The following is a 24135-nucleotide window of genomic DNA, read 5'->3' on the forward strand; positions in this document are numbered from 1 at the left end:
ATACCAACCCTACTCCATCCATGGGGGCTGGCATAAATGTTCTGACTGCCATGGATGGCGGAAATGCCAATAAATGAATGGAACATTTATGGCCAGACATAAAAAAGGTCAGCGAATGCTGACCTTTAATTTAAGTGAGTAAACTCACAATACGTTCATTACTGCGCAGAGCTATATACCACGTCGCCCTTGGCTTTTAATGTCGCAATTAGCGCTCGGTAATCACCTTCGCTGTATTGTGCGCTCAGACGTTGCTCAAGAGAATTCAGCAAGTTGTCATCAATACCTTCAGCCGCATTAACCTTGTCTAGTACCACCACAGCATAACCGTTGGCTAGTGCAACGGTATCAACGACTGCAGTATCTGCAGGTTGAGCCATCTGAAAAGCCTTGTTGGTGATAGCAGTATCGATACCTTGATCAAAGCGTCCAAGTTTTGTCTTAGTCACAAAATCAGCGCTCGAATGTGTATCATTGAAAGCATTCATTGAGGTTTGAGCCTTCTCACGAGCCACTTCGTTAGCTTGCTCTTGCTTCAAACGCTCGACGATACCAGCTTTAACCTTAGTAAAGTTAACAGTACCTGCAGCGGTGTGTGACTTGATACGGATCACCATGGCATGGTTAGTATCAAGCTCTATTACATCACTGTTCATTGAATCAAGCAGCACATTGGTAGAGAATGCCGCTTTCAACACCTCTGGATTATCGAAGGGTGCAGGTGCATTAGTACGAGTAAATACAGGTGTTGTCTTGACTTTAACGCCAAGCTCAGTCGCCGCTTCACTCAAGGTATCTGGCACTTCATAGGTCACATCAGCAAGTGTTTGCTGTAAACCATAATAGGTGTCTACCGCAGCCTTATCTTTCAGCTCAGCGATAATATTATCTTTAACGTCGGCAAAAGGGGCTTCAACTCCAGGCTGAACATCCAACAGCTTGATGATGTGATAACCAAAGCTTGTCTTTACCACTGTCGAGTATGAACCTTTAGACAAAGAGTAAAGCACTTCATCGAAGGCTGGATCCATAACACCTTGTTCAAACCAGTCTAATTTACCGCCCAGCTCGCCACTGAATGTGTCTTCAGACTCAGTTTTTGCAAGCTCAGAAAAATCATCACCGGCTTGAAGCTTGGCATAGATAGCTTCGGCCTTGGCTTTTGATACTGACTCATCATCACCAAGATTAATAAGAATATGTGCAGCAAGGCGTTTTTCAGGTTTCAGATATTGCTGCTTATTCTCATCATAATAGGTCTGAGCTTCTGCATCAGTCACGCTAACATCGTTAGCCATATCAGCAACATTAAGTTCGATATACTCGAGACTCAAAGTCTCAGGACTCATGAATTGACTTAGGTTCGCATCGTAAAATGATTGTGCCTGCTCATCTGTCACTTTTGCATCGGCAACAAATGGACTTGCATCAACGATATGGTAACGAATATCCCGTGTCTGTCCTTGAATACCAGCTAAATAACTAGTTTCACCAGGAAGGACAAATTCAGAACCAACCAGAGAAGCGACAAGTTGACGGCGTGTCATATCGGTACGCATCATATTTCTGAAGGTATTTGCTTGATAGCCTAACTGACGCAAAATGGCTAGATAACGATCGTTATCGAATTGGCCATCCGTCTGAAACGCTGGCTCTATCATGATGGCATTTTTAATTTGCTCATCAGACACTCTTAAGCCAAGTTCAGTTGCGCTTTGATCCAGCAACTTTTCGGCGACTAAACGTTCTAACACGCTTTTCTTTACACTTGCCAGATAAGTATCATTTGCGGCTAACGCTTGGAACATATCACCCATCTGTTGCTCTAATCGAGCACGCTCACTTTGATAGGCTTGTTCTAAGGCTGACTCACTAATATCTTCACCATTAACGGTGGCAGCAGCTGCCTCTGTCGATGATCCTAAATAACTACTTACACCAGTAAATGCAAAGGAAAGTATTACTAGAACTAGAATGCTTTTTGCAATCACGCCCTGTGAGCCTTCGCGAATCTTCTCTAACATCAGTTCTCTCGCTCGTTGCCAATAAAAAATAAAAAGGCGCATCACGTTTGAGATGCGCCTTTTCGTAAACTTGAGGTCATTAGCAACCGATGCTACTTAATGCCTGTCATACTCATTATCCGTAAAAGCACCGCTAAAGCAGTGCTTTTTACAAAACTCTTTAAATAAAAGAGTGTAAACGGATCTTAGTTTACAGCGTCTTTTAGTGCTTTACCTGCTTTGAAGGCAGGAATGTTTGCTGCAGCAATCTTGATCTCAGCACCCGTCTGTGGGTTACGACCAGTACGCTCAGCACGTTGACGCACTTCAAAAGTACCGAAACCAACAAGAGAAATCTTATCGCCATCTTTAAGGCCGTCAGTGACTGCGCCGATGAAAGAGTCTAATGCACGGCCTGCAGCCGCTTTAGAAATGTCAGCACCAGAAGCGATTTTCTCGATTAGTTCAGATTTGTTCATGTCATCCCCTTGAATGTAATTTTTGCACCGCAACCAAATCCTTTGCTAGAGTGGTCTGCGGAGGCTTTTATAACAAGCTTGAATCTAAAACTCAAGCCCGGTAGGAAAAGCAAGGTAAATATAATTGGAAACAGCTCAAAACCAGTTGCCATAAGGGCTTGAGAAGAATGAGCTATCCACGGACCTAGGCTACCACAGCTAGCGAGTTTAAAAAGCCCCTTTTTGCAATTTTTTTACGACAAAGAGGCAATTTTTTGCGTTAACCCGCGTTTTTAACGACTTCGAAGCCTTCAATTGGTCGCTCTAACGCCAATTTTAACACTTCATCGATCCAGCGCACCGGATAAATTTTCAAGTCGGCAACCACATTTGCCGGAATTTCTTCCAAATCTCGTTCATTTTCCTTTGGAATCAACACGACTTTGGTTCCACCACGATGGGCTGCAAGTAGTTTTTCCTTCAAGCCACCGATAGGTAATACCTCACCACGTAAGGTAATTTCACCTGTCATGGCAACATCGGCACGTACCGGATTACCCGTTAAGCTAGAAACCAAAGCTGTACACATAGCAGCACCAGCCGAAGGCCCATCTTTTGGCGTTGCTCCTTCAGGCACATGAACGTGAATATCACGTTTCTCATAGAAATCAGGATTAATACCTAGCTGCTCGGCGCGGGCGCGTACCACAGTCATAGCAGCCTGAATCGACTCCTGCATCACATCACCGAGTGAACCTGTGTAGCTTAGCTTACCTTTACCCGGTACCGAAGTGGCCTCAATAGTAAGTAAATCACCACCCACTTCTGTCCATGCCAAGCCAGTCACTTGACCAATCTGATTATTGGACTCGGCTTTACCATAGTCACAACGCTGCACACCTAGGAAAGATTTTAGGTTATCTTGATCCACGTCTACATGCTTAAGTGTCTTGTCGAGCAAGATACGCTTAACCACCTTACGACAGATTTTAGATAGCTCACGCTCAAGTGATCTCACACCCGCTTCACGAGTGTAATAACGAATAATACCTATGATGGCACTATCATGGACTGTCACTTCTTTAAGTTTGAGACCGTTACGTTCTATCTGCTTAGGCAACAAGTGTTTCTTAGCGATATTAAGCTTCTCATCTTCGGTGTAACCCGAGAGACGAATGACTTCCATACGGTCAAGTAGTGGTCCTGGGATGTTCATCGAATTAGAGGTCGCCACAAACATCACATCGGACAGGTCGTAATCCACTTCTAAATAGTGATCACTAAAGGTCGAGTTCTGTTCAGGATCTAATACTTCTAGCAGGGCAGACGCTGGATCACCACGCATGTCGCTGCTCATCTTATCTATCTCATCGAGCAGAAACAGCGGGTTTTTAACCCCAACTTTAGACATCTTTTGGATGACTTTACCCGGCATTGAGCCGATATAAGTGCGTCGATGGCCACGGATCTCAGCTTCATCACGCACGCCACCTAAGGCAACACGTATATACTTGCGTCCGGTTGCTCTGGCAATAGACTGGCCTAATGAGGTTTTACCTACGCCTGGAGGTCCCACTAAACAAAGTATGGGCCCTTTAAGCTGCTTGACTCGGCTTTGAACCGCCAAATACTCTAAAATTCGTTCTTTGACCTTTTCTAAACCGAAATGGTCTTCATCTAACACTTCTTGTGCCTTGGCCAAGTCACGTTTAATTTTAGAACGTTGACGCCAGGGCACAGAGATCATCCAATCAACATAGCTACGCACAACCGTTGCTTCTGCTGACATGGGTGACATCATCTTAAGTTTGTTCAGCTCAGCGGTCGCCTTCTCTTTGGCTTCCTCCGGCATCTTAGCCTCTTCAATCTTCTTGGCTAAGGTTTCAAATTCATCGTGAGACTCATCGATGTCCCCCAACTCTTTTTGAATCGCCTTCATCTGCTCGTTGAGATAATACTCACGCTGGCTCTTCTCCATCTGCTTTTTGACCCTTGAACGGATCCGCTTCTCGACCTGTAACAGATCGATTTCGGACTCCATCATGGCCATCAGATATTCGAGACGCTCGGCAACATCGACCATCTCAAGCACAGATTGCTTATCTTCGAGCTTAAGTGGCATATGAGCCGCCATGGTATCGGCAAGGCGAGCGGCTTCGTCGATCCCGGACAGTGAAGTTAACACTTCAGGTGGGATCTTTTTATTCAGCTTTATATAGCCCTCAAACTGGCCAACTGCTGAACGTACCAACACCTCTTCCTCTTTCTCAGCCATTGACTCAGATTCCAGGTAAAGGGCCGTAGCAACGAAGAATGATTCCTCGTCTGAATATTTTTCGATGCGTGCGCGTTTGCCACCTTCAACCAGTACTTTTACTGTGCCATCGGGTAACTTTAATAACTGTAAAATAGAAGCGACTGTACCCACTTCAAAAATGTCATCAATGCTTGGATCATCGAGCTCAGCATCACGCTGGGCAACTAGAATAATTTGTTTGTCTTGCTCCATCGCCGATTCTAGGCAACGAATTGATTTTTCCCGTCCTACGAATAACGGAATTACCATATGGGGATATACCACCACATCTCTTAGTGGTAGTACGGGTAGTTCGATTCGCGCTTCACTCTCTTGTGTCATAGCTCGATTCCGTTTGATGATAATACTAATCATTATATTGGGATGAATTGATTGGTTTCAATGGCTAAAAACAAATATATAAATTGAGCTAATTAAAAAGGAGCCATATGGGCTCCTTTTTTAATTTTGATGAGTCAGTTTTTTAAAACTTACTTTGCGCCTGCGGCTTTGGGCTCGCTATTCTCATAGATGAGTATAGGACTTGACTCCCCTTTTACTACCGATTCGTCGATAACGACTTTAGCAACATCATCCACTGAAGGCAGATCATACATGATATCCAGTAAGATACCTTCAACGATCGAACGCAATCCTCGAGCACCAGTCTTACGTGTCATCGCCTTCGCTGCGATAGCTTTCAGTGCATCTTCTCTGAACTCAAGCTCTACACCTTCCATCTCAAACAATGCAGCAAACTGTTTAGTCAATGCATTCTTAGGTTCAGACAGAATTTGTACCAAGGCATCTTCATCTAGCTCAGCCAATGTCGACAGAACTGGAAGACGACCGATAAACTCAGGGATCAGGCCATATTTGACCAGATCTTCCGGCTCAACTTGCATCAAGATCTCAGAGATAGTCGCTTTATCAGATTCACCCTTAATTTGAGCACCAAAGCCAATACCACTTCCGGTTTGACTACGTTGCTCAATCACTTTCTCTAAACCAGAAAAAGCGCCACCACAAATAAACAGAATCTTAGAGGTGTCGACCTGTAAGAACTCTTGCTGAGGATGCTTACGTCCTCCTTGAGGTGGGACAGAAGCAACTGTGCCTTCTATCAACTTAAGTAGTGCCTGTTGAACACCTTCACCTGACACATCACGAGTGATCGATGGGTTATCAGACTTACGGCTGATCTTATCGATCTCATCGATGTAAACAATACCACGCTGAGCCTTCTCAACGTCGTAGTCACATTTTTGCAGTAGCTTCTGAATGATATTCTCGACATCTTCACCCACATAACCGGCTTCGGTTAATGTGGTTGCATCGGCCATGGTAAATGGCACATCGAGGAAGCGAGCAAATGTCTCGGCAAGTAATGTTTTACCACTACCCGTTGGACCAATCAGCAAGATATTACTCTTGCCTAGTTCAACGCCATCTTTAGGATTCGAGTTTTTTAACCGCTTATAGTGGTTATATACCGCAACAGAGAGGACTTTCTTGGCCTTCTCTTGTCCGATGACATAATCATCCAGATGAGCTCTTAGCTCATGTGGTGTCGGTAACTTGTCCTGATCTTGCTTCGGTGAAATCTCTTTGATCTCTTCCCTAATAATGTCGTTGCAGAGTTCAACACACTCATCACAAACATATACTGAAGGGCCAGCGATGAGTTTACGAACCTCATGTTGACTCTTTCCACAAAAAAGAGCAGTACAGTAGTTTCCCACTGTCACCGGTACTTTTGTTGTCGCCCATTACACTACCTCTTGCGCTGTCTGCACTACTTAAATCTACTTATCGCCTTACTACTCAGCATAGCTCAGCCAAAGACAAAAATCAGCCCTGTTTACTCATCACAGAATCGACGAGTCCATATTCCGCTGCTTGTGCGGCGCTCATGAAGTTATCACGATCCGTATCACGTTCAATCACTTCCAGCGGTTGACCCGTGTGCTCAGCCAGCATCTCGTTTAACTTATTCTTGATACCCAATATCTCTTGAGCATGAATGGCGATGTCAGAGGCTTGCCCCTGGAAGCCACCCAATGGCTGATGAATCATCACTCTGGAGTTTGGTAAACAATGACGCTTACCTGCTGCGCCACCGGCAAGCAAGAATGCGCCCATACTCGCAGCTTGGCCAATACACACAGTGCTGACATCAGGCTTGATGAATTGCATTGTATCGTAAATCGCCATACCAGCGGTAACTGAGCCACCAGGAGAGTTAATATAAAGGAAGATATCCTTATCTGGGCTCTCCGACTCCAAAAACAGTAACTGTGCAACGACAAGATTAGCCATATGCTCTTCTACTGGACCAACCAAAAAGATAATACGCTCTTTCAACAGACGTGAATAAATATCGTATGAGCGTTCACCCTTAGCAGTTTGTTCAACCACCATAGGAACGAGTGCATTTAATACTGATTCTGGTGCATTTTGCATTATTAATAATCCCTAAATAAAAACGGCTCGCATGAGGAACCTCATACGAGCCATTATAAATGGTTAACAGCCATTTAAGTCAAGCTAAGCTTAGCCTTGTTGTGTAGCCTTGTTCATAAATTCTTCAAAGTTGACTGCTTTTTCAGTCACTTTGGCAGTTTTTAACAAAGCTTCTACTGCTTGCTCTTCAAGAGCGACGTTGCGCATGTTCTGCATCATCTCTTGATTCGCGTTGTAGTATGCAACTACTTCACTTGGATCTTCGTAAGCAGAAGCCATAGAAGCGATAAGTGCATTAACACGTTCGTCTTCAGCTTTTAGCTCGTTTGTCTTGATCACTTCACCAAGTAGTAGGCCAACTTTTACGCGACGTTCTGCTTGTTCAGTGAAAAGATCTGCTGGTAGCTCAGGCATGTTAGCAGCTTGATCACCGAAACGTTGCATCGCTTGCTTACGCAAAACGTTAACTTCGCCATCGATAAGCGACTTAGGCAGATCGATTTCATTCTGCTCAAGTAGACCACTAAGAACTTGCTCTTTAACACTTGCTTTAAGTGCTTGATCAAGTTCACGACCCATGTTCTTACTGATCTCAGCTTTAAGTGCTTCAAGACCGCCTTCAGTCACGCCGAATAGCTTAGCAAACTCGTCGTTAACTTCTGGCAGGTTAGCAGCTTGAACTTCGTTCAGTGTGATAACGAACTTAGCTACTTTGCCTTTCAAGTTTTCAGCATGGTAATCTTCTGGGAAAGTGACTTCGATATCGAACTCTTCACCGGCTTTATGACCTTCAACACCAGACTCGAAGCCTGGGATCATGCGGCCACTACCTAGTTGTAGTTCGAAGTTTTCAGCTTTTCCGCCTTCAAAGTCTTCACCATCAACTGAACCAACGAAGTTGATCATTGCCTTGTCGCCGTCAGCAGCATTACGCTCTACAGCTTCAAATGTAGCATGTTGCTTACGCAATGTTTCAATCATAGCGTCAACATCAGTATCAGTCACTTCAGCTGTTGGTTGTTCAACAACGATAGCATCAAGACCCTTTAGTGCTACTTCTGGGTAGATTTCAAAAGTCGCAACAAACTGGAAGCTATCAGTATCTGACTCACCAGGAATGAAAGTTGGTGCGCCAGCTGGGTTTAATTTCTCAGCCACGATAGCTTCGACGAAATTACGCTGCATCACTTCACCAGTGATATCTTGACGAATAGCCTTGCCATAACGCTTGTTGATGACACTTACTGGTACCTTACCTGGACGGAAACCAGGAAGACGAGCACGTTTTGCTTCGCTCTTTAATGCTTCATTAACGGTCTTTTCGATCTGCTCAGCAGGAACAGAAATAGTTAGGCGACGCTCTAGGCCTTGAGTTGTTTCAACAGAAACTTGCATTGTTTTACCTCGAAATAAGTCTTACATCCTTTGTAATAGTCGAATAATCAACTATTAAAGTATTCGTTTCTTGATCTTAAAATTTGACTAGAAAGCCCATCACAACTGAATTCTGGCTCTAATCACTCATAGTTGAGAATTATCAAGACGCGACATTATAGCCACGCTTTATCTCAGAGTCGACCTTAAAACACGAATTACAGGCGTAAAAAAAGCGACCTAAGGTCGCTTTTCTACTTTCTTCTGAAAGAAATGGGGTGACTGATGGGGTTCGAACCCACGACAACCGGAATCACAATCCGGGACTCTACCAACTGAGCTACAATCACCACTGATATGGTGCGCCCGGCAGGATTCGAACCTGCGGCCACCCGCTTAGAAGGCGGGTGCTCTATCCAACTGAGCTACGGGCGCTTTCGAAAGTGAGAATTCTCACATCCTGAATAAGCGTTGAAAGACGTATCTTTCTAAGATATCTGCTTGGTTTCAGATAAATAAATAATTGGTCGGCCACTCTTTCATAAAGAGTGAGGATTCGAAGCTCTTAGCCTCTCTTCCTATTCGACCTAAAGCAGGAAGGTTAACAACCTACTTTAATAAATTTGGTCGGTGATAGAGGATTCGAACCTCTGACCCTCTGGTCCCAAACCAGATGCGCTACCGGGCTGCGCTAATCACCGAAGGTATATCATTTGAAGATTTTAAAGAATGTTTATAATTGGGAGCAACATTCAATCTTCTGCTAACCTCGAGAACAATCTATCTTCTCGTTGAGAACGGAGCGCATCTTAGCCCCTAGCCTGACATGCGTCAACGGTTTTTTTACAAAGAAAGTGAGCTTGGCTATTTTACAAACTATCAGGTCTAAAACCACTCAAATTATCCGTATTCCAGAACTGATTGTTGCATAGCGTAATAAATGACACTTAAGCCTTGTCCTGTTAAAATATTGCCGTTTTCATTATCGCGTTCCATTAAAGGATATCCAACCCCCATGACAGCTCAAAGAATCGATGGCAAAGCGATCGCTCAATCCATTCGAACACAGCTAAAAGAAAAAGTTACCGCCCGTAAAGAGGCAGGACTCAGAGCTCCAGGTTTAGCAGTGATCTTAGTCGGCGCAGATCCAGCGTCTCAAGTTTATGTTGGAAGCAAGAGGCGTGCCTGTGAAGAAGTCGGATTTTTATCCCGCTCATATGACTTAGACAGCAGCACATCTGAAGAAGCGCTACTGGCGCTAATAGATGAGTGTAATAACGACTCATCTATTGATGGCATATTAGTACAGTTACCCCTACCTAAGCATATCGAAGAGTCTAAGGTCATCGAGCGCATCAGACCCGACAAAGATGTCGATGGTTTCCATCCCTATAACGTTGGCCGTCTGGCTCAGCGAATTCCAGTGCTGCGTTCATGTACACCTATGGGGATTATGACTCTTATTAAGTCTACTGGCGTCGATACCTTCGGTTTAGACGCCATCGTAGTAGGAGCGTCGAACATAGTAGGTCGTCCCATGACCTTAGAGCTTCTACTCGCAGGCTGTACAACGACAACTTGTCATAGATTCACTCGTAATCTTGAACAAAAAGTCAGACAAGCAGATTTGGTTGTTGTGGCAGTAGGCAAACCTGGCTTCATTCCGGGAGATTGGATCAAGCCCGGCGCCCTAGTTATCGATGTGGGTATCAATCGTCTGGAAGATGGCAGCCTAGTCGGTGATGTTCAATATGACGTCGCAGTGCAAAATGCTGCCTTCATTACCCCGGTTCCCGGTGGCGTTGGTCCCATGACCATAGCTAGCCTACTGGAGAACACCTTATATGCCGCCGAAACTTATCACGACAAGGCTTAGGCCTCTGGATTCATAAGTTTTAAGTTTTAAGTTTTAAGTTTTAAAAAGCATAAAAAAAGCCTGCATCTGCAGGCTTTTTTTTATGATAACCAATAACTTTTACTTTTTACGCCAAGTGGTGCCGCTAGGCCCATCTTCTAAGATAACACCTAAAGCATTTAAACCGTCACGGGCTATATCGGCGGCAGGCCAGTCTTTCTCGGCTCTGGCGCGATTACGCTCAACGATCAAGGCCTCTATTTGAGCCACTTCATCATCACTGCCCTCGCCCTTGAAGAAGGTATCGACATCTTGTTCCAGTAAACCTAGTACTTCTGCCAACTCTTTTAACTTAACACCCAATGCCGATGCTGCAGCTATGTCACTGCCTTTAACACGATTAATCTCACGTACCATCTCAAACAGCACTGAATACGCTTCTGGAGTATTAAAATCGTCATCCATCGCCGCCTTAAATTTAGCGACAAACTCTGAGGCATCGGCAGACTCAACCGAGAGGTCTAAACCTTTTAATGAAGTATATAAACGCTCCAGTGCCGATTTAGCCTGCTTGAGGTTATCTTCCGAATAGTTTAGCTGACTACGATAGTGTCCCGATAACAGGAAGTAGCGAATCGTCCCAGCATCATAATGATTAAGCACATCACGAATGGTGAAGAAGTTGTTCAATGACTTAGACATCTTCTCCTTATCGATCATCACCATACCCGTATGCATCCAGTAGTTTACATAGGAGGTATCATGGGCACAGCAAGATTGGGCGATCTCGTTCTCATGGTGTGGAAATTGAAGATCTGAGCCACCACCATGAATATCAAAATGTTGACCTAAGTGTTTGCTGTTCATTGCCGAACATTCGATATGCCATCCCGGACGACCAGCTCCCCAAGGCGAATCCCAGGTAGGCTCTCCAGGCTTAGACATCTTCCACAACACAAAATCCATAGGATCGCGCTTAGTGTCTTCGACTTCTACGCGAGCACCGGCTTGCAACTGCTCAATATTTTGCCCCGACAGGCGGCCATATTCAGGGAACGATGACACGCTAAATAATACATCACCATTACCTGAGACATAGGCATGATCTTTTTCGATAAGTTTCTCAACCATATCGATAATCTCTGGCATATGCAGTGTGGCTCTGGGCTCAAAATCTGGGCGTTTCATGTTTAACGCATCGAAATCACGGTGCATCTCACCGATCAATCTCTCGGTAAGAGACTCACAGCTTTCTTTATTTTCAGCGGCGCGCTTGATGATCTTGTCATCGACGTCGGTAATGTTTCGCTGAAAGTTCACCTCATAACCTGAGTATCTCAGGTACCTGACTATCATATCGAAAGAGACAAAAGTACGACCGTGTCCGATATGACATAAGTCATAGATGGTGATCCCACACACATACATACCTATTTTGCCTGGCTGTATTGGTTTGAATTCCTCTTTTTGGCGGGTCAGACTGTTGTATAACTTCAACATCGCTACTCTCTTTCAACGAAAAAACAATAAAAATTGGCCAAACAGTTTACCATTGCACTAGTCTTGCTTCCATCAATTTACGTGACTCTGGCCATGAAACTTAGCTTTTTATCAGGCACCTTGATGAGTTTTATCCTCCCATCTCCAACATTGATATTTTTATTCTCTTAGTCAATTGGCGACTAGCCCTTTATGCGAAATCGCAATTACGATAGAATCTTGCCACAAATTATTATTGCTAAATTTAGTGAGAATCAAAACATGATCACTCTTCATACTAACCATGGTGAAATCACCCTGGAACTTGAGACCGAAAAAGCGCCGTTAACTGCCGAAAACTTTATCAAATATGCTAAAGATGGCTTCTATGATGGTACGGTTTTTCACCGCGTTATCGATGGTTTCATGGTTCAAGGTGGCGGCTTCACTGAAGATATGGAGCAGAAGCGTTGCGATGAAACCATCAAGAACGAAGCAAACAATGGTTTATCCAACGTGATAGGTACTGTGGCTATGGCCAGAACATCTGATCCACATTCGGCAACGGCTCAGTTCTTCATCAACATCAATGACAACACCTTCCTGGATTTCAAATCAGAGACAGCACAGGGCTGGGGTTACTGCGTATTTGCTAAGATCAGTGCCGGTATGGACGTGGTCAACAAGATCAAAGCAGTAAACACAGGTAACAAGGGCATGCATCAAGATGTGCCTCTAGAAGCTGTAATTATCGAGAAAGTGACCATTGCCGAGTAAATCAGCTTAATGCGCACACTTTTTATCGGCGATCTGCATTTATCTGCAGATCGCCCCGATATCACGCGAGCCTTCAACCAGTTTCTCGATACCCAACTCGATGACGCCGAAGCCCTCTATATACTTGGCGATCTTTTTGAAGTCTGGACCGGAGATGATATTGCCGATCCCTTCGCCTACGAATTAGCCGATAAACTCCATGGCATCTCACAACGAGTTCCTATTTACTATATCCATGGGAATCGTGATTTTCTGATTGGTAAAGACTTTGCCGCACGGTGTGGCATGAGCTTGTTACCCGAAATTCATTGCTTAGATCTTTACGGCGTACCTAGCGTTCTCCTACACGGTGATAGCCTATGCACCCTTGATCAAGCCTATCAAAAGTTTAGACGCTTCAGAAATAATCCAGTTGTTAAGTGGATCTATTCACGCCTTCCTAAGAGCACTCGCCAAAATATTGCAACCAAGATACGTGCAAAGAGTCAGGCAAGTAATATGAATAAAAGTTACACCATCATGGATGTTGAGCAGGATGCAGTCACTCAATTAATGGCACGTTGCGGCGTAACACAGATGATCCATGGCCATACCCACAGACCCGACATTCATCATTTAGGCAAAGACCTGGCTGGAATTGAGCATCGGCGCATTGTGGTTGGTGACTGGTATGAACAAGGCAGCGTGCTTAGCATATCGAAAGATACGCTAACCTTAACTAGCCTGCCCTTTCAAGCTAACTAATTAACCAGTAATGACCTAGCTAAGCAATTACTGGCTTATCCCCCACTAAAACCGCCAAACAGATTCAAAAGATATTAGGCCACTGGCGCACCAGAGTGAAATTTAAACTCAGTGTCGCTAGATAAAATAAGCTCAGCTTCAGCCTGGCGAATAATGATAATTCGCTCACTCACTGGCACACTCTTTTTAGTCATAGCATTGGCCTGAATCAATTCGGCTAACACCAAATAGTCTTGATAATGTCTCGCTTCTGAGCGTAACAGAGAAACATAAAATCGATTTAATTCATTATCTAAATAGGGCGCTAATTTTGCGAAACGCTCACAGGATCTGGCCTCGATAAAGGCGCCTATGATGAGCTTATCGACTAAGGCTGCTGGCTCATGGGTCCTGACTTGTTTCATCATGCCTTTGGCATAACGACCCGCTGTCATGTTTTGATAGGGAATATTTCTAGCTTGCATGATCTCTAACACTTGCTCGAAATGGTGAAATTCCTCTTTGATAAGCCTAACCATCTTACTTATCAGTGCAGAACCATGATCGAAATTAGGTTTAGCGACTAGCTCCCCGGAAAAATCATTTTTCTTACTATCACGAGATAAAAAGGCGTCTATGTCTCTGTCTTTTTGATAGATAAACTCTTCATAGGGTTTTGCCCATTGAAGTAACAATTTGCCGCTGTCTTTATCGATTGCATATTTCCGAATAAGAAACATGGCGGTTTGTGCCGCTTTTAACTCACAATTACAGTGGTCGATAAGTAACTCAGGTAGATTTTCCGGCCTTTTGGCCACCTCAATCCAGGCGTCTGGTGTTTCGCATCCTAAAAATGCATGGATCGGGGCTAACAATTGCTCCATGGACTCTCTTCTCGCAGTAAATATATGTCATTTTTATAGATGTATTATTCTAACATCGACTCAGTCTGGCTGAGGGATCAATTTAGTCGTTATTGCCTATCTTGGATTATTAATCGAGAAGTTTGAACTTGATCATTCAAACCAAGATACAGCCTTTGAAACAAATATTTAACAACTTAGCCAATATCAACTTGACTAAGGTGTGATTTTGTTCAATAAATAACCTTATATATGTATTATCAGAGGATGAACTAAGCATTAGTGAGAGCATGGATTGGCATTGGGTATCGTGAGCCGTATGGTCTTTGGGAATTAGACCAATAGGCATGTAGGCTCGTCTGAAGTTTGGCGAGCAAAAGTTAACGCTAAACTAAGGATAATTATAATGATATTAAATCACTTAATGGGACTCTATACGCATCCAAAAGAAGAGTGGCACACAATCGAAAAGAATCACGAGGCACTCAAGAGTAGCATGAGCCATATTTTACTCATTGCACTCATTCCCGTGATCTGTACCTTTATCGCCGCAACTGAATTGGGATGGGATTTAGGTGTTGGAGAGCGACTCTTCCTAACACAAGAAAGTGCACTATTAATGTCCGGAGGCATGTATGTAGGACTCATTGCCGGTGTGTTCGCACTGGCTTATCTGTCTTTTTGGATGGCAAAAACCTTCGATGCCGACCCTAGTTATACTCAAGCACTGGAACTGGCATCTTACACCGCGACCCCATTGTTTATGGTCGGACTGGCCGCATTGTATCCAACGGTTTGGTTTGTAATGGTCATTGGCTTCTTTGGACTCGCCTATTCGGTTTACCTTCTTTATACCGGCGTCCCTATCATAATGAATATACCTGAAGAAAAAGGCTTCATCTATGCCAGCTCTGTGGTCACGGCAGGCCTAGTACTTCTGGTCGCCTTGATGGCATCGAGCGTGATCCTTTGGAGCATGGGTTTGGGTCCCATGTATCAATAGAATCTAGGAATCTAGGAATCTAGGAATCTAGGAATCTAGGACAACAAAAAAGGCTTTAGGGTTTCCCCTAAAGCCTTTTTAATGAAGAATTACTACATCAACTAATCACGACTACTGAGATGAATCTCGCAGTGCAACCGTCAGGTTAAAGACTAACTTGTCGGGTGTTGAATCTTTACTATCGGCACAGAAGTAACCTTCACGTTCGAATTGATAAGCTTTCTCAGCCTCAGCATTCACCAGACCTGCTTCAACCAGACCATGAGTAATGATCAGAGAATCAGGATTTAGCACTTCATCCACTGTCTCAGCACCGGCTGGGTTAGCATCGGTAAATAATCGATTGTAGAGACGGAACTCGGCAGGTTTAGCACTGCTCGCTTCAACCCAGTGAATAACACCTTTCACTTTACGGCCATCAGCTGGGTTTACACCTAATGTCTCATCATCATAAGTACAATAGATAGTAGTGATGTTACCTTCTTCATCCTTATCACAGCGTTCAGCTTTAATGACATAGGCATTACGTAGGCGAACTTCTTTGCCTTGAACCAGACGCTTATACTTCTTATTGGCTTCTTCACGGAAGTCATCGGCATCGATAAACAGTTCACGGCCAAATGTTATCTCACGCTTACCAAACTCATCTTTACTCGGATGGATTGGTGCATGCAGTGTTTCAACTTGCCCTTCAGGGTAGTTTTCGATAATCACTTTAACCGGATTGATCACCGCCATGGCGCGGGGAGCATTATCGTTCAGCTCTTCACGAATACAGGCATCTAACATGGCAACTTCGATCATGTTATCTTGCTTAGTCACACCGATACGCAGACAAAACTCTCGAATAGATGCGGCTGTGTAACCACGACGACGCAGGCCTGCAAGAGTTGGCATACGTGGGTCATCCCAACCATTTACCAGTTCACGAGTAACCAAGTCATTTAGCTTACGCTTAGACATCAAGGTGTATTCTAGATTAAGTCTAGAAAACTCATACTGACGGGTTCTGTTTGGTGCCTGGAAATCATCTAAATGATCCAGTACCCAGTCATATAAACGACGGTTATCTTGGAACTCTAATGTACATAAGGAGTGACTGATATTCTCGATGGCATCTGAGATACAGTGGGTAAAGTCGTACATAGGATAGATGCACCATTTATCACCGGTTTGGTGATGATGGGCAAAACGAATACGATAGATGATAGGGTCACGCATACACATGAAAGACGATGACATATCGATCTTGGCACGTAGCGAACACTCACCCTCTTTAAATTCACCCTTACGCATCTTCTCAAACAACTCAAGATTCTCAGCCACTGAGGTATCGCGAGCAGGACTATTCTTACCCGGTGCCTTCAATGTACCGCGATATTCGCGAGTCTCTTCGCTGTTTAGGAAACAGACATAAGCTAAGCCTTTGGTGATCAACTCAACAGCGTACCCATGAAGCTTGTCGAAGTAGTTAGACGAATAACGAATATCCCCTGACCACTCAAAACCCAACCACTTCACATCATCCTGAATCGAATGAACATAGTCGATATCTTCTTTTTCTGGGTTGGTATCATCAAATCGTAAGTTACATTGGCCCTTGTAATCCTTTGCTATACCGAAGTTTAAGCAGATTGATTTAGCATGACCGATATGAAGAAAGCCATTTGGCTCTGGTGGAAAGCGTGTTTGAACACTGGTGTGCTTACCGCTTTCAAGATCTTCATCTATGATGTTACGAATGAAGTTACTGGGACGAACTTCGCTGTCCACATTACTCATGTGATTCCTCTTAGAGAACGCTGGCCAGCCACTAGCCTGATTGTATATACAATTAACTGGATGGGATGGCATATTAAGATGTAATTGGAAATGATAATCCACTATCTCAGTGCTAGATACAACGCCTGATAGCAAAAAACAGCAACAAAAATCCATATAATAAAAAAGCAGCGACTAATCGCTGCTTTTTTATTAATAACCGACGATAAGGTGTTCGTTATGTGATCACTTTGACATCTAATATTTTCATTTCAGTGCGTTTGGCTTTCACCTTCAACCAAATATAGAAAATAACCAAGGCACTGATGAAGAAGCCAATCCACAGACTCGATGAAAGCGGGTGTTCCCCGAACGTCGCAGCCTGATAGAAAACAGTCGCCGTGCCATAAGCTAAGGCAAAGGTCCAAACCCCAGCAAATGCAGCCCAACGCCCACCAAACTCACCCACAAGTGCGCCCATTGCCGCAACACAAGGTGTGTAGAGCAAGATAAACAACAAATATGCAAAGGCTGCCGTGATCCCAGAGAAGCCAGCCTGAAGTGCTGTGAAGGTCGAAGCATCGACCTCTAGCTCTTCCGATGCAGCTTCTACCGAAGACACATCGCCAACAGAAATCGATAAAGGATCGTCTAATGCGATGCCAAACAAGTTTTCCGGAATGGTACTTAAGGCTTCATTGAGTGTCTCCAAAAGCGGCGCTAACTCTTCATCACCAGAGCCTGCTGTGCTATACAAGCTGTTAAGAGTGCCAACTACCGCCTCTTTGGCAAATATTCCGGTGATTATTCCCACGGTAGCAGGCCAGTTATCTTGCTCGACGCCCATGGGGCCGAAAAATGGTGTCACTTTCTGGCTGGCTACACTGAGCACAGACTCGGAACTATCTTCATGACCAAAGCTACCATCCAGACCTATGGCATTAACGAAGTTAAGCAAGGTCACCACGATAACAATAGTCTTGCCCGCACCAAGAATAAAACTCTTAGTCCGTTTACCCGTACGGTTCATTACCGTCTTGAATTTAGGCTTCTCGTAACTGGGTAATTCCATCACCACAGCACTACTGCTACCTGGTAATAAGGTCGAACGCAGAAGTAAGCCAGTGCCTACAGCGGCCAAGATTCCAATAAGATAGAGCAAGAACACTAGGTTCTGCCCCGACTCAGGGAAGAAGGCGGCGGCAAACAGCGCATACACAGGTAGCCGAGCACCACAGGACATAAATGGAGCCATCATACCTGTCACTATGCGCTCTCGTTCACTGCCTAAGGTACGCGTAGCCATAATCGCGGGTACTGAACAGCCAAAACCAACAATCATAGGCACGAAAGCCTTACCCGGCAAACCGATGCGACGCATAAGGCCATCGACCACAAATGCCGCACGAGCCATATAACCTGAGCCTTCTAGCACAGATAACGCTAAAAACAGGGCTGCGATAACTGGAATAAAGGTCGCTACCGTCTGAATACCTTGGCCAACACCACCAGCAATGATAGTAACTAGCCAAGCCGGTGAGCCCAGGCTAGTCATAATTGCGCCTAAATGGTCGACGAAGATTGCGCCCCCCATAATATCGAAGAAATCGATAAACGCGCTACCCACATTGATACTGAACATGAACATCAGATACATGACAAACAGAAATACCGGCACGCCGGCCACAGGGTGAAGAATCACCTTATCGAGTTTGTCACTCAAGGTTTCATTGCCATCCGATGAGACAGAGGCATCATAGACACTTTGAACCAAATCGAAACGAGTGGTTGCCACCATGACTTCTATATCTTGGCCTTGGCCAACAATAGAGTCGGTACTGCCATTAACCTCATCACCCACCTGGCTTGACTTACACTGACCGTAACCTATTCCATTGGCCAACATGGCAAGGGCGCGACCCCGGCTTAAGCTTGTATCACTTGCCAGTAAATTGGTGACAGCAGCTTCAATCCGAGCGTCGTAATTGAGAATCAAGGCTTTCTCAGAGACCTTGCCCTCGAGCAAGATGACAACTTGCGCTTTCACTTTCTCGATATCGGCCTGGTCTCGCGAGCAGACACCCACAACCGGACAGCCTAATATTTTGCTCATCTGCTCAACATCGACTTCGATGCCATGTCTCTTCGCCGCATCTATCTTGTTGAGCACAACAACCATAGGAATACCCAGCTCACGTAGCTGGATAGTTAAATAAAGATGCCGCTCAATATTGGTGGCATCGACCAGATTGATGATGCCATCTATCTGCTGCTCAGCAAGAAACTGCTGTGCTATCTGCTCATCAAGCGAGCAATCACAGCTTTTACCAGCAGGTAATAGGTCATAGATACCCGGTAGATCCGTTAGAGAAACATCGGTACCTTCTAAGGTAAATAGGCCTGTTTTCTTCTCTACAGTTACACCGGACCAGTTACCAACTTGCTGGTTGGCCCCTGTGAGAGCATTAAAAAGCGTCGATTTACCCGCATTAGGGTTACCGACAGTCACACAATGAAACTGCTTAGCCATTCGTTTGTACCGCCTCAACTTTATCTTTAATGACTCTCTCGACATCTATAATATCGGCCAGGTCACGACGCATACACAGCCTACTTCCACGAATATTGAGCAAGAGCCCAGATCCCATCGGAGCCTTACGGATCATGAAGAATGAAGTGTTTGGGGTGATCCCCATGGAAAGTAATTTTCGCTTAACAACCGATGGCAGATTCAACTGACCAACTTCTGAAATAGTGGCGTGATCGCCCGGGTTTAAATCGCTTAATTTCATTATGCTTTATATACCTTTACAGGTTTCAGTAATTCTTAAACTTGAAATTATTTTAACGAAGGCAAAAGAAGAATAACTTTACCTAGATCAAGATTTCGAATTGAAAACGATAATAGTTTTCAATTGTATTCTATATTATGTGACAAAAGTCCCAACTAATAAACGTCTGCTAAACAAATTATCTGAGAATTCATCGAATGAAGCAGGACTGACTACTAATCAGACAATAATGTGACTTACACTAGCAAGCCACAAAGAACCTCACCTTAGACTCCCATAGCGAATAATCAATAGAGCGACTATTAATAGTCGCTGACATTCCTGTAATTTATGATTTAAAAAAATCTAAACCAGGCAGATGCAAGCTTTAGTAAGAGTCCAAATAAACTGATAAGCCCACAGCACAAGAAATCTTGCGATTCTTTAATGAGTAATAAAACCCGCTGCCCTACAAAACTCCTAGGCCTTAACTAAACTTAACCCTGATAGCATAAGACCTGAGATCAAATTTGGAGTGAAATGCTGAGTCCACCACGTGCTCCCTACCCTTACTCATCTATTTTAGAATTAGAGATAGAAGAAATCGACTGGCAAAGATGGCAGAAGCTGGTCAACACGGTTGCCGACATGTTTAATGCTCCGGCCACTTTTATCAATCAGGCCAATTCGAAAGGAATAGAGGTCATCATAGCCTCTCAAAAACCTGAGACTCACTATCAAGCAGGCAGTATCGATCTAAATAGTAATATCTATTGTCATCAGGTGGTCAAAAACTCAGCCAAACTCTATGTTAGAGACGCCAAACTGGATCCCCAATGGAGCGATAATCCGGAATACACAGAAGATAACTATGTCTCCTATCTAGGCTTGCCAATATCATGGCCCGATGGCAGCATTTTCGGCACTCTGTGCGTGTTAGACACAAAAGTAACCCATTACTCGCAGACTTATATCAATGCCTTAGCGGTAATCAAAGAGGTAATAGACAGTGACCTTAGGCACCTTTACAAGGAAAACCAACTCCTTACACTCAGTTATACCGACCCACTCACTCAAATCTATAATCGACGTGGATTTGAAGACCTCTTGATCAGCACGCAGGACTTAGCCCAAAGACTGAATCGACAACTGATCTTACTGTATTTCGACCTAGATCAATTCAAACAAGCCAATGACAATTATGGTCATGAGATTGGAGATGAGATTCTAAAAACCTTCGCAAAAATGCTTAAAATCAACAGTCGAAGTTGTGACTTAGTCGCCAGATGGGGCGGAGATGAATTTCTGGTGTTGATCCATGCCGAAAACGAACACTGTGTAGAATTGTTTAATCACAGAATGGCACAAAAATTATCGACTTGTTCCTTGAGCCAGGACATACAGTACTCCTTCGGTTATGCGGTGCTAAAACCCGGCGATAAAACCAAACTCGACACATTATTAAAAACTGCCGACCGGTGCATGTACCTAAATAAACTCGCGAAGAAGAATTTGAGTTCAAACTAGCCAAACCTGAATTAATAAACCAGCTGATCAGCTAAATACCTTAATTGGCTGTAAAAAATCTCAAAGTCATCCCCTCTTACTCCCAAGGGAAAAGTAAACTGGTTATCCACGGCTCCAAGACATAGCTCCGAATATGCGAAAAATGGATATCTATAACAACGACAGCTTATGCACACCTAGAGCCTAGATAGAATAGTGCAAATGACAGAAAGGATTATCCACGAGCTAGATGGCTTGTTACAACGCGAGCTGAACTCGTTCTCATCAACAAATAATCCATAGTGAACACTAACTCTGATTCAATCGAAAATTGGCGGTAATAATTCCCCAGATTGACATGATTCGAGTATAGAATAGCCCTACTGAATATCGGGTCCTGCGGACTGTGTAAATTGGGAAGTAAAAGTCGTGAAAAAAGTACTAGTGATAGGTTATGTGTGGCCAGAGCCCAACTCCTCAGCCGCGGGCACTCACATGATGTCGCTGTTACGCCTCTACAGACAGCAAGGCTGGCAGGTAGAATTTGCCACTCCGGCCCAACCTTCCGATCATATGATTGACCTAACCGCTGAAGGCATCTCTAGTAAAAACATCGCCCTAAACTGCGATAGTTTCGATACCTATATCTCTCAATATCAACCTGATGTCGTCATGTTCGACCGTTTTATGATGGAGGAGCAATTTGGTTGGCGAGTCGAGAAGCAGTGTCCTGATGCCATCAAGATACTCGATACAGAAGACCTGCAGTGTTTGCGTAATGCACGCCACATAGCCCATAAGGGTGAGCGAGTACTCACTCAAAGCGACCTATTCAGCGATATAGCCAAGCGAGAAATTGCTGCTATTCTCCGCTGTGATATCTCCTTGATCATCTCAAGCTTCGAAATGGAGTTACTCGAGACCACTTTTAAGGTTGATCCCAGTCTATTGCATCATCTGCCGTTCATGGTGGACTTAAATAACTGCCCGACTCAGACAAAAACATATTCACAACGTCAGCACTTTATGACCATAGGTAATTTCCGCCATGCCCCGAACTGGGATGCCGTGTTATACCTGCAACAGATCTGGCCCTTGATCAGAAAACAGCTACCCCAGGCCGAGCTACATATCTACGGCTCCTACCCACCACCGAAAGCAACGGCGCTGAATAACCCCAAAACTGGTTTTTTGATAAAAGGCTGGGCAGAAGATGCTTATAAGGTGATGGAACAATCTCGTGTCTGCCTTGCCCCGATACGTTTCGGCGCAGGCATCAAGGGCAAGCTTCTCGATGCCATGCTCATGCAGACCCCAAGCGTGACCACATCAGTTGGCAGTGAAGGCATGGTTGAGGATGAAACCTGGCCTGGACATATCACAGATGATACAGAGGATTTTGCTCAAGCCGCCGTGGATTTATACGCTCAAGAGTCGCTCTGGGCTGAGGCTCAAAGCCACGCCTCAAATCTATTATCCGCAAGGTATGATGGCCAAGTTTTAGGTCTAGAATGGATGAAAAAATTAAACCAGACATTAGATAATTTAGCCCAGCACAGATTGAATAACTTTACCGGCGCCATGATGAAACATCATTCCATGGCAAGCACAAAGTATATGTCCCAGTGGATCGCCGCTAAGAATGCCAATTGCCAATAAATAGTCAACATTCAACACCGGGATTAATCTAAGCTAAAACCTCATTTCACAGGAGTACTTCAAACATCACGGTGAAATGATCGTTATAGCTTTTATCTTCTACATCTTTGACCGACACATTAGTAAAGTCCACATTCAACATAAATGGGATAATGCTGGCGCCTGGGGCATCTACCTGCCCTATACCTTCATCGATTAAGCTCCCCTTGTTGACCAGCTCAGGTGTAGAACTACACCCTTGGCAGGTAATGCTATAGGGAATGCTGGTCGAACCGCCCATTACAGGCTTCAAGGTATAATCATTAGCATCTTTATTGATGAGCTTAAAACTCAATCCATTTTGAAAATAACCCAGGGCGGAGATCTTAAAGCCCGTTGTACCACTCACAGTGTGCTTATAGGTATCATATTCCGGCGTGATATGACCGTTACCTAGCACATTGATACGAGTTATCACACTCGGGTTATAGGCTATCTGTATCGAAAACGTCATGGGAATATTACGGTAAGTCTTTACGGCCTCAGAGATATTGGCCTTAAAGCCATAACTGATAATGCCTGTGACCGTACCTGAATACATTCCTTTTGGCTTACCTTTCAAGCGTTGGATAAGCTCTGTTTTATCTAAACGGATAACGGGCTGATAGCGTTTAAAAGGCGTTTGAGGACTATCGAAGCCAATACTCTGATCCGCAATACAAAATCCACTACCTGTACTCAAGACTGTGGTGGTCGCTGCTATGGTTGACTGGCCACACACAGGATAGATATCGGCATAGGAAGCCAGAACAAACTGGCCTGATACTTGATATTTAACACCGCTTAATTTTATCGGCATAGAAACATGATCAGAACCAGTAGACAGCTCAATCGTGATGTCAGTCGGCGTCGTATAGGTACCTGGCACCCATCTTGTCGTATCGGGTAAACGCGCAGGAGTGAACCAGTAATTAGGACGTATAAATTCACCATCAGTACTGGCATTGGCCCATTTCAACTTGTCGCCAGTCAGCGTACCATTGATGGTAAACGCTGTTGCCGATTGAACATAAAGCAATAAACAAAGTGTCAGAGTGCCAAGCTGGAACCACCGCTGCAGCGCACTCATACCTAATGAATATGACTTCGACGATTGAGCATTCAT

Annotated in this window: 17 protein-coding genes, 3 tRNA genes and 1 pseudogene; 6 read left to right on the forward strand and 15 right to left on the reverse strand. The window is 44.3% G+C overall.

Annotation, left to right across the window (positions count from 1 at the left end; translation table 11 throughout):
* Positions 1–158: 158 nt before the first annotated feature.
* The 9 genes and pseudogenes from SVI_RS14095 to SVI_RS14135 all read right to left on the reverse strand — a co-directional run bounded on the left by SVI_RS14095 (position 159) and on the right by SVI_RS14135 (position 9295).
* Complete coding sequence (locus SVI_RS14095) at positions 159–2024, reverse strand: SurA N-terminal domain-containing protein (RefSeq protein WP_013052263.1); 1866 nt, start codon at positions 2022–2024, stop codon at positions 159–161.
* 185 nt (positions 2025–2209) lie between these two features.
* Positions 2210–2482 carry an HU family DNA-binding protein gene (locus SVI_RS14100; protein WP_013052264.1) on the reverse strand — a complete coding sequence of 91 codons (273 nt, stop codon included), beginning with the start codon at positions 2480–2482 and terminating at the stop codon, positions 2210–2212.
* A gap of 259 nt (positions 2483–2741) precedes the next feature.
* Positions 2742–5099 (reverse strand): endopeptidase La, encoded by a 2358-nt coding sequence (lon, locus tag SVI_RS14105; protein ID WP_013052265.1) that lies wholly within the window; start codon positions 5097–5099, stop codon positions 2742–2744.
* A gap of 149 nt (positions 5100–5248) precedes the next feature.
* A pseudogene (gene clpX / locus SVI_RS14110) lies at positions 5249–6527 on the reverse strand (ATP-dependent protease ATP-binding subunit ClpX).
* 81 nt (positions 6528–6608) lie between these two features.
* Positions 6609–7220 carry an ATP-dependent Clp endopeptidase proteolytic subunit ClpP gene (gene clpP / locus SVI_RS14115; protein ID WP_013052267.1) on the reverse strand — a complete coding sequence of 204 codons (612 nt, stop codon included), beginning with the start codon at positions 7218–7220 and terminating at the stop codon, positions 6609–6611.
* Positions 7221–7310: 90 nt separating this feature from the next.
* On the reverse strand, positions 7311–8615 hold the full coding sequence (gene tig, locus SVI_RS14120; protein ID WP_013052268.1) for a trigger factor: 1305 nt from the start codon (positions 8613–8615) through the stop codon (positions 7311–7313).
* Between the two features lie 253 nt (positions 8616–8868).
* Positions 8869–8944: transfer RNA gene (locus SVI_RS14125), tRNA-His, on the reverse strand.
* An 8-nt stretch (positions 8945–8952) separates the two neighbouring features.
* Positions 8953–9029 (reverse strand) — tRNA-Arg (locus tag SVI_RS14130).
* A gap of 189 nt (positions 9030–9218) precedes the next feature.
* A tRNA-Pro gene (locus SVI_RS14135) sits at positions 9219–9295 on the reverse strand.
* Between the two features lie 314 nt (positions 9296–9609).
* Between SVI_RS14135 and folD the strand changes: the two genes are divergently transcribed.
* Positions 9610–10470, forward strand: a complete 861-nt coding sequence (gene folD / locus SVI_RS14140) for a bifunctional methylenetetrahydrofolate dehydrogenase/methenyltetrahydrofolate cyclohydrolase FolD (RefSeq protein WP_041419969.1) — start codon at positions 9610–9612, stop codon at positions 10468–10470.
* Between the two features lie 99 nt (positions 10471–10569).
* On the opposite strand, the gene cysS is transcribed toward folD, so the two are convergent.
* Positions 10570–11949 (reverse strand): cysteine--tRNA ligase, encoded by a 1380-nt coding sequence (gene cysS, locus SVI_RS14145; RefSeq protein WP_013052270.1) that lies wholly within the window; start codon positions 11947–11949, stop codon positions 10570–10572.
* 261 nt (positions 11950–12210) lie between these two features.
* On the opposite strand from cysS, the gene SVI_RS14150 reads away from it, so the two are divergent.
* Both SVI_RS14150 and SVI_RS14155 read left to right on the forward strand, forming a co-directional pair.
* Positions 12211–12705, forward strand: coding sequence for a peptidylprolyl isomerase (locus SVI_RS14150; protein ID WP_013052272.1), 495 nt, complete (start codon positions 12211–12213; stop codon positions 12703–12705).
* A 9-nt stretch (positions 12706–12714) separates the two neighbouring features.
* Positions 12715–13449, forward strand: coding sequence for a UDP-2,3-diacylglucosamine diphosphatase (locus tag SVI_RS14155; RefSeq protein ID WP_013052273.1), 735 nt, complete (start codon positions 12715–12717; stop codon positions 13447–13449).
* A 74-nt stretch (positions 13450–13523) separates the two neighbouring features.
* Here SVI_RS14155 and miaE read toward each other — a convergent pair whose 3' ends face one another.
* A complete protein-coding gene (miaE, locus tag SVI_RS14160; protein ID WP_013052274.1) occupies positions 13524–14312 on the reverse strand; it encodes a tRNA isopentenyl-2-thiomethyl-A-37 hydroxylase MiaE in 789 nt (262 codons plus the stop codon).
* Positions 14313–14697: 385 nt separating this feature from the next.
* Here miaE and SVI_RS14165 point away from each other — a divergent pair, with 385 nt between their 5' ends.
* Positions 14698–15294: a Yip1 family protein gene (locus SVI_RS14165; protein ID WP_013052275.1), complete on the forward strand. Its 597-nt coding sequence runs from the start codon at positions 14698–14700 to the stop codon at positions 15292–15294.
* 111 nt (positions 15295–15405) lie between these two features.
* Here SVI_RS14165 and glnS read toward each other — a convergent pair whose 3' ends face one another.
* The 3 genes from glnS to SVI_RS14180 all read right to left on the reverse strand — a co-directional run bounded on the left by glnS (position 15406) and on the right by SVI_RS14180 (position 19847).
* The gene (glnS, locus tag SVI_RS14170) at positions 15406–17076 is read right to left on the reverse strand and encodes a glutamine--tRNA ligase (protein ID WP_041419970.1); all 1671 of its coding nucleotides are present in this window, start codon (positions 17074–17076) and stop codon (positions 15406–15408) included.
* 217 nt (positions 17077–17293) lie between these two features.
* A complete protein-coding gene (gene feoB / locus SVI_RS14175) occupies positions 17294–19585 on the reverse strand; it encodes a Fe(2+) transporter permease subunit FeoB (protein ID WP_013052277.1) in 2292 nt (763 codons plus the stop codon).
* Positions 19578–19847 carry a FeoA family protein gene (locus SVI_RS14180; protein WP_013052278.1) on the reverse strand — a complete coding sequence of 90 codons (270 nt, stop codon included), beginning with the start codon at positions 19845–19847 and terminating at the stop codon, positions 19578–19580. Before SVI_RS14180 ends, feoB begins: the two co-directional genes overlap by 8 nt.
* A gap of 519 nt (positions 19848–20366) precedes the next feature.
* On the opposite strand from SVI_RS14180, the gene SVI_RS14185 reads away from it, so the two are divergent.
* Both SVI_RS14185 and SVI_RS14190 read left to right on the forward strand, forming a co-directional pair.
* Positions 20367–21353, forward strand: a complete 987-nt coding sequence (locus tag SVI_RS14185; protein WP_013052279.1) for a sensor domain-containing diguanylate cyclase — start codon at positions 20367–20369, stop codon at positions 21351–21353.
* A 408-nt stretch (positions 21354–21761) separates the two neighbouring features.
* Complete coding sequence (locus SVI_RS14190) at positions 21762–22991, forward strand: glycosyltransferase (RefSeq protein WP_013052280.1); 1230 nt, start codon at positions 21762–21764, stop codon at positions 22989–22991.
* A gap of 46 nt (positions 22992–23037) precedes the next feature.
* Here SVI_RS14190 and SVI_RS14195 read toward each other — a convergent pair whose 3' ends face one another.
* Positions 23038–24135 carry a hypothetical protein gene (locus SVI_RS14195; protein ID WP_013052281.1) on the reverse strand — a complete coding sequence of 366 codons (1098 nt, stop codon included), beginning with the start codon at positions 24133–24135 and terminating at the stop codon, positions 23038–23040.

The organism is Shewanella violacea DSS12 (assembly GCF_000091325.1).
Taxonomy (GTDB): domain Bacteria; phylum Pseudomonadota; class Gammaproteobacteria; order Enterobacterales; family Shewanellaceae; genus Shewanella; species Shewanella violacea.

Coding starts and splice junctions, on each gene's coding strand:
- SVI_RS14165 (WP_013052275.1), top strand. CDS start 14,698: ATGATATTAAATCACTTAATGGGACTCTATACGCATCCAAAAGAAGAG.
- SVI_RS14150 (WP_013052272.1), top strand. CDS start 12,211: ATGATCACTCTTCATACTAACCATGGTGAAATCACCCTGGAACTTGAG.
- feoB (WP_013052277.1), bottom strand. CDS start 19,585: ATGGCTAAGCAGTTTCATTGTGTGACTGTCGGTAACCCTAATGCGGGT.
- tig (WP_013052268.1), bottom strand. CDS start 8,615: ATGCAAGTTTCTGTTGAAACAACTCAAGGCCTAGAGCGTCGCCTAACT.
- SVI_RS14195 (WP_013052281.1), bottom strand. CDS start 24,135: ATGAATGCTCAATCGTCGAAGTCATATTCATTAGGTATGAGTGCGCTG.
- miaE (WP_013052274.1), bottom strand. CDS start 14,312: ATGGAGCAATTGTTAGCCCCGATCCATGCATTTTTAGGATGCGAAACA.
- SVI_RS14155 (WP_013052273.1), top strand. CDS start 12,715: ATGCGCACACTTTTTATCGGCGATCTGCATTTATCTGCAGATCGCCCC.
- SVI_RS14185 (WP_013052279.1), top strand. CDS start 20,367: ATGCTGAGTCCACCACGTGCTCCCTACCCTTACTCATCTATTTTAGAA.
- SVI_RS14100 (WP_013052264.1), bottom strand. CDS start 2,482: ATGAACAAATCTGAACTAATCGAGAAAATCGCTTCTGGTGCTGACATT.
- clpP (WP_013052267.1), bottom strand. CDS start 7,220: ATGCAAAATGCACCAGAATCAGTATTAAATGCACTCGTTCCTATGGTG.
- cysS (WP_013052270.1), bottom strand. CDS start 11,949: ATGTTGAAGTTATACAACAGTCTGACCCGCCAAAAAGAGGAATTCAAA.
- folD (WP_041419969.1), top strand. CDS start 9,610: ATGACAGCTCAAAGAATCGATGGCAAAGCGATCGCTCAATCCATTCGA.
- lon (WP_013052265.1), bottom strand. CDS start 5,099: ATGACACAAGAGAGTGAAGCGCGAATCGAACTACCCGTACTACCACTA.
- SVI_RS14180 (WP_013052278.1), bottom strand. CDS start 19,847: ATGAAATTAAGCGATTTAAACCCGGGCGATCACGCCACTATTTCAGAA.
- SVI_RS14095 (WP_013052263.1), bottom strand. CDS start 2,024: ATGTTAGAGAAGATTCGCGAAGGCTCACAGGGCGTGATTGCAAAAAGC.
- glnS (WP_041419970.1), bottom strand. CDS start 17,076: ATGAGTAATGTGGACAGCGAAGTTCGTCCCAGTAACTTCATTCGTAAC.